This window comes from Tateyamaria sp., assembly GCF_039940735.1.
Lineage (GTDB): Bacteria > Pseudomonadota > Alphaproteobacteria > Rhodobacterales > Rhodobacteraceae > Tateyamaria.
In genome coordinates this window covers 1-5391 of record NZ_JBDVGB010000090.1, presented here as the reverse complement: position 1 = coordinate 5391, position 5391 = coordinate 1, and the positions used below count along the sequence as shown (strand labels likewise).

Sequence of the window (5391 nt, the reverse complement as noted above, 5' to 3'; positions counted from 1 at the left end):
AAGTACAAGCAGCTATTCGGGCGCAATGAGTTAAAGCTGACAGTCATCAACGCACTGCGGGTTACCCCTGCGGATGATGAGACGATAGCGGCGCAAATCATCGCGGCTAAGGGCTGGGGCGATGATACCCATGCCGATGTGCTAAAGCGGGTGCGTCACGCACTGCAAAGGGCGCAGAAGGACGGGCATGTGGTGCAGGACTTTGGGCCGGATGGGTGCTTATGGAAGCTTGGTTAGCCCGGCGTCCTTAAGGATGCCATTAGCCGTGTGCTTGCTGAGCATATTGTGGGGCACGGTTACAGTTGGAAGGGTCTCATGCGCCCACTTTTCGTGAGACCCTTTCCCGCCCTTTTTTATCTTATAGTACCCAATTTCAGTTATCATTCTCACTACGTCATTGTAGAAACCCTTAACCATTTAGGCCGCTGCGTTTCCCAATGAGGGTGGTGTGAAGAAGATGGAGGGGATCATGTCTAAGATAGACTTTTTGGAAAAATCTTTCTTTGAAACATGGTTCTCCATAATCATAGCTGGTGCAAGGTCTTTCATTATCGCTTGGAACTCTTCGACCGTCTCGGCCTCAATGTGCAGGCCCATAATATCCGATTCTGAGTAAAAGACGCCGGACTCTTCATCCCATAGTGCTTTGATGTAAAAGCGCATTTTATATCTCCACTACCTTGATCGCGCCGAAGAATTACAGCGCGTTACTCATGTTATGCTGAGTTTATGTTTAAGATATGGCTCTTAAAAACGATTTTTACAAGGAAACAGTTACGTCACCGTGACGCACCCTCACGCAACGCTAGAGGGAGCTTAGCACGTTTTCAAGCCGCCCGCTGCCAGTATCCCTTCCACTGACGCGACACAGGCGCGTCCATCGCGTTAGACACAACGATCCGCGCCAGCGTGCCGTTGTCGGTGCGGCGGTTATCTTCCAACCATGCGGAGTGGTTCGCATACTGGTGCAGGTACTTTGGAGAAACGCCGTGGTGCTGGCCTTGGATCATGTTGCGCAGGCGGGAAAAGAAGCTTTCCACCAAGTTTGTATGCTTGCCGTGGTCGCTGTAGATTTCGCTGTGGTTCACGCGATCAACATTCCAGCCCATGTGCAGCGCATCCCAATGGCCCGCTTCGTCGGCTGACATAGTGGATGTGCGGCTTACGTTCTCGTTTGCCAGCGCTACACCTTCGCCTTCGTTCTCACCCACGAAAGGCAGCACGCGGCCTTCACGCTCACGCATGGCGATTACAACGCGGCGTGTGCCTGTCTGGTGTTCTTTCTTGCGGCGATCAACACGCTTGGCCTTTTCGTTGTGGGGGCGGATGTGACCGCCAAAATACGCGCCGTCAATCTCAACATGGCCTTCCAGCACTTCACCCGTCTGAACCTCACGTGCAATCGCCTCACGCAGCTTGTGAGCCAGCACAAAGGCCGTCTTGTACTGGCAATCAATGTCGCGGCTCAGTTGAACCATGCTCATGCCCTTGGATGCGTTCACGGCCAGGCAGATTGCGGCCAATAGGTCCACAAAGTCCATCTTGCGTGAGGCAAAGATCGTGCCGGATGTAACGCTAAACTGATGGTGGCAGTTCTTGCATTTGAACTTGCGACGGGTGGTGATCTTGTACGTCTCACCGTGGCTGCACTGTGGGCAAACCGCCTCGCCGTTCGTCTCAGGCCAGCGCATCTTGCAGAACACATCATGCGTCGCCGCTTCGCCAGCTTTGTAGATGCTGCGAAGGCTAAGGGTGCGTGATGCTGCTGAAAGAAGGAAGTGCTGGGCCATTGTACTCTCTGTGATTGCTTATATCACATATATAGTACGTATGGGTGCTCTTTACAATGGCAAATGTCACATTTATAGTATATTTATCATTTACGGAGTGATAAATGCCTGAGCAGAGCGAATGGGAAGTCAAAGCGGCCAATATCTTAAAGGCCCAGTTGAAGCTGAAAGGCGTGTCATACGCCCAACTTGCAGAGTTAATCGGTGACAAGGAACCTAACGTCCGCAATAAGTTGAGTCGTGGGAAATTTTCAGCGGCGTATCTATTACAATGTCTAAGCGTTTTGAAAACGGATACATTGCACTTTTCTTAACATGCGTGGTTATGCTGTTTATAGTCGGATTTGTAAGCTGGAATGTTATGTACTCAAAGGGCTACCAAGCCGCCGATAAGGATCATCAATCCGCATACGCCACCCATCAAGCAGCCGAAGAACAGTATAGGAAATGTGTTGCCGAGGAGACCGTCGAAGACGCCCTTGGCTGCTATAAGGATGCCTACAATACTGATCGCGAACAAGAGCGAGCCGAGGCCGATCTGGACGCCCAACGGGAGATGGCGAACTGGGCCGAAGGTATGCTGTGGGCCACGCTCTTTATAGGCACTGTCACCGCTGCTGTTACTGCCCTTGGCGTAATATATGTGGCCAAAACTTTGGGTGCCACTTCTGAAACCCTTAAAGCGGCTAGAGCCGCCAACAAAATCATGCGCGACGACCAAAGGCCTTGGTTGAAGGTCCACGAGCCAACTTTGACCAGTATTAAAGCCCTTCCCATGGGGTTTCATGGCGGGGATGTATCTGTATGGATCGAATTCTCTGTAAGCATTGAAAATGTGGGGAAAAGCCCCGCTCATCAGGTTTCTATTTACCGAAACTATAGAGAGGGTCGCGAGAAATTCATTCAGAGCGACGAAGCCGCAAGGTCGGCCATCGGAACCGGTGACGGAAAAAACGTCATCCTGCCGACTGAAACCAAAATTGTCAGAATGAATGGTGTTGTCGATGTTGATATGCCCCCGACAGGCACTAAGCACACGCTGGACCTGTGGGTATCGGTCGGCGTAGCGTACAAAATCGGGAGCGATGATGAGAGCAAGGTTACGTGGCGACGATTTATGCTCAATCAAAGGCAAGCCGGGAGTTATAATGGGGCCACTCTTTGTGCGCCTGATCTGACTGACATCGATGCAGGCATCGCCGACATCGAATTTGCTACTTTTCTCTCGGAAGCTACTTGAGTCCCCGACCGAAATAGGCCAGCACCATGCGTTAACGCAGAAGGTTAAGGCAACTAAAACCTTAATCACCCCTCACACCCCGCCGCGCTGGTGTGAAGAGGTCCGCACGCTTGGTGCGTTTGATACATAAGGCCGAAAATAAAACTTTGGCTAGCGTTGGTATAGGTGTCCAAATGTGATCGTTTTTGAACGAGTTAAAATGTTACGTCACTGTGTGCAGTGAGCCCACCATTTTATTTTCTACGCCGCACTTAGGGCGAGAACTAAATCAACCTATCGTCATAATATCGCCAAACTAGTATGCGAATCTCTAACGTAGCTTGTCTCCATCTCGTAATCGGTCTTAAAAAGTGACGCGTTCATTGCAGTTGGAGCACTCGAAGATTCATGCCGCGAGGTAACCAGAAGTACATATGGCCAACATTACACTTACCGACGCGCTTATCACGGATGCCTCATTTTTTGCTGGGTTGAATATCAACGACAACAGTTCAATCAATGCGTCATCTGTTAGCTCAAATGTACAAATTACGATCACAGCCAACGCGATCACTTTTACGGACACCAACACCAATTCGGTGTTAGCGACTTATACCAATGGCGACCTTGGTGGTGGCACATTCTCCAACGTGCGCCAATATGACGGGAATGATAACGACAGTGACGTCAGCGGATTTTCCGGCTCGGGGCAAGTCGACTTTCAAGGTGGGTCTGGTGATGACACTCTCACCGATAGTGGGACCAACGGCGGTCGTCTTTTTGGTGGCGACGGTGATGATGTTCTGCAAGGCGGTTCCGGCAATAACTTTGATGTGCAAGGCGGCGCCGGCAACGATATTCTGCTCAGCGGGGGCGGTAACAACCAGCTTTTTGGTGGCGCAGGCGATGACGTCTTAGTTGGCGAAAGTGGAACCGGTAATCTGCAGGGTGGCAATGGGAACGACACCATTATCCAAGAGGATGGCACTTATAATATCGTTGCTGGCAATGGCGCCGACACAATTATTATCAATGGTGGCACCAGTAATAATATTGCAGCCAATGGTGGTGATGACACCGTCATTCTAAATGTTGCCACAACCGCGTTTGTAAACGGCGGTGGGGGAACCAATACATTGGTTCTGCCCGATGGTGCAACGTTTGCGCCTTTCAACGTGGGCGGAAACAATGGGCGCATAACCTTTGCAGATGGCAGTTCTACTGGTTACCAAGGGTTCCTTGCCGACGATATTTCGGTGGCCTGTTTTGCCAGCGGTACACTCATTGAAACGTCTAATGGTCCGGCGGCAATTGAGTGCCTTGCAGTTGGCGATCTCGTACAAACGCTTGATGATGGTTTGCAAGAACTACAGTGGATCGGGCAATGTACGGTTCCCGCTGACGGTGTATTCGCGCCGATCTGTATTGGGAAAGGCCGAATGGGCAATCACGCTGATCTGTTTGTGTCGCCGCAGCATCGAATTTTATTGTCTGGGGCAAACTGCGATCTTCATTTTGGCGCGCCCGAAGTCCTGTGTGCAGCCAAACACCTATGTGACGGTGTTCATGTTTATCGCGCAACACGTCCGACTATCACCTATTTTCATCTCATGTTCGGCAAACATCAGATCATCAATGCAAACGGGGTTCTGGCCGAAAGTTTTTTTGTGGGCGATTACCATTCCGGCGCCGATGAGGAAACTTACAATGAGCTGATCAGCTTATTCCCAGAACTATCCCAAAACGACCACCCGGCACGTTATCCGTCGAGGCCATTTCTTAAGTCCTTTGAGGCACAGATGCTGAAAAATAGTCATGAGAACACAACCATTATTTGAGTTTTGATGGTTTCGCGGAAATCGCACATTTAGTGACGGCCACGTCCAGCAAAGTGGAAATCAGGGCCCGGCAGTCGCGTGTCGAATTTGGCATAGCTTCAAAACGCACGAGTTGGCATTGCCCCCAAGATAACGTGCAGCCACCACGCCTTCCAACATCTCCAGTCCAAGAACATGAATGGGTCAATATGGCGGGATGCGAAAAGCTTAGATCAGGTTTCCAAAGAAGATAAACCACCATTTGTTCGAAGGCGACCGGACCTTTCCAGCTGAGTGCTGAATGGCGGCGTTGCAGGGAGCGAGCGATATCAACATCACGTTCTTCTGACTCATGGTCTGTGTTAAAACGGACCTGCGCTTTGCAGTCGCGGCAAAGTCCAGCAATATGAGCTGCGCTGAATTTCCTTAGATCAGTTCGATATCGCCTAACAAGCTCGCAGTTGATGTCACCCCGTTCAACGTCAGGCTGTCGCCGTTGTCGAAATCAAACACCAGATTGCCGTTCTGTACGCTGGTCAGCGCATCTAGGCGCGCTTGGTTCAAC

At 50.8% G+C, this 5391-nt stretch carries 7 protein-coding genes; 4 read left to right on the top strand and 3 right to left on the bottom strand.

What is annotated here, in order from left to right; translation table 11 throughout:
- Nucleotides 1-237: hypothetical protein (locus tag ABJF76_RS18675; RefSeq protein ID WP_413822637.1), on the top strand; the 237-nt coding region annotated here is incomplete at its 5' end.
- Here the strand turns inward: ABJF76_RS18675 and ABJF76_RS18670 are convergent.
- The 3 genes from ABJF76_RS18670 to ABJF76_RS18660 all read right to left on the bottom strand — a co-directional run bounded on the left by ABJF76_RS18670 (nt 220) and on the right by ABJF76_RS18660 (nt 1790).
- Nucleotides 220-417, bottom strand: coding sequence for a type II toxin-antitoxin system HicA family toxin (locus ABJF76_RS18670; protein ID WP_413819680.1), 198 nt, complete (start codon nt 415-417; stop codon nt 220-222). The two genes, ABJF76_RS18675 and ABJF76_RS18670, sit on opposite strands and share 18 nt — an antisense overlap.
- A complete protein-coding gene (locus tag ABJF76_RS18665; RefSeq protein WP_413819679.1) occupies nt 418-663 on the bottom strand; it encodes a DUF1902 domain-containing protein in 246 nt (81 codons plus the stop codon). It lies immediately after the preceding gene.
- Nucleotides 664-827: 164 nt separating this feature from the next.
- Nucleotides 828-1790, bottom strand: a complete 963-nt coding sequence (locus ABJF76_RS18660) for an IS1595 family transposase (RefSeq protein WP_413819678.1) — start codon at nt 1788-1790, stop codon at nt 828-830.
- Between the two features lie 104 nt (nt 1791-1894).
- Between ABJF76_RS18660 and ABJF76_RS18655 the strand changes: the two genes are divergently transcribed.
- The 3 genes from ABJF76_RS18655 to ABJF76_RS18645 all read left to right on the top strand — a co-directional run bounded on the left by ABJF76_RS18655 (nt 1895) and on the right by ABJF76_RS18645 (nt 4847).
- The gene (locus ABJF76_RS18655; protein WP_413819677.1) at nt 1895-2104 is read left to right on the top strand and encodes a DUF6471 domain-containing protein; all 210 of its coding nucleotides are present in this window, start codon (nt 1895-1897) and stop codon (nt 2102-2104) included.
- Nucleotides 2062-3030, top strand: coding sequence for a hypothetical protein (locus ABJF76_RS18650; protein WP_413819941.1), 969 nt, complete (start codon nt 2062-2064; stop codon nt 3028-3030). The genes ABJF76_RS18655 and ABJF76_RS18650 overlap by 43 nt, the downstream gene beginning before the upstream one ends.
- 413 nt (nt 3031-3443) lie before the next feature.
- Entirely contained in the window at nt 3444-4847 is a 1404-nt protein-coding gene (locus tag ABJF76_RS18645; protein WP_413819676.1) for a Hint domain-containing protein, read from the top strand.
- The last annotated feature ends 544 nt before the right edge of the window (nt 4848-5391 follow it).

Coding starts and splice junctions, on each gene's coding strand:
- ABJF76_RS18645 (WP_413819676.1), top strand. CDS start 3,444: ATGGCCAACATTACACTTACCGACGCGCTTATCACGGATGCCTCATTT.
- ABJF76_RS18670 (WP_413819680.1), bottom strand. CDS start 417: ATGGTTAAGGGTTTCTACAATGACGTAGTGAGAATGATAACTGAAATT.
- ABJF76_RS18665 (WP_413819679.1), bottom strand. CDS start 663: ATGCGCTTTTACATCAAAGCACTATGGGATGAAGAGTCCGGCGTCTTT.
- ABJF76_RS18655 (WP_413819677.1), top strand. CDS start 1,895: ATGCCTGAGCAGAGCGAATGGGAAGTCAAAGCGGCCAATATCTTAAAG.
- ABJF76_RS18660 (WP_413819678.1), bottom strand. CDS start 1,790: ATGGCCCAGCACTTCCTTCTTTCAGCAGCATCACGCACCCTTAGCCTT.
- ABJF76_RS18650 (WP_413819941.1), top strand. CDS start 2,062: ATGTCTAAGCGTTTTGAAAACGGATACATTGCACTTTTCTTAACATGC.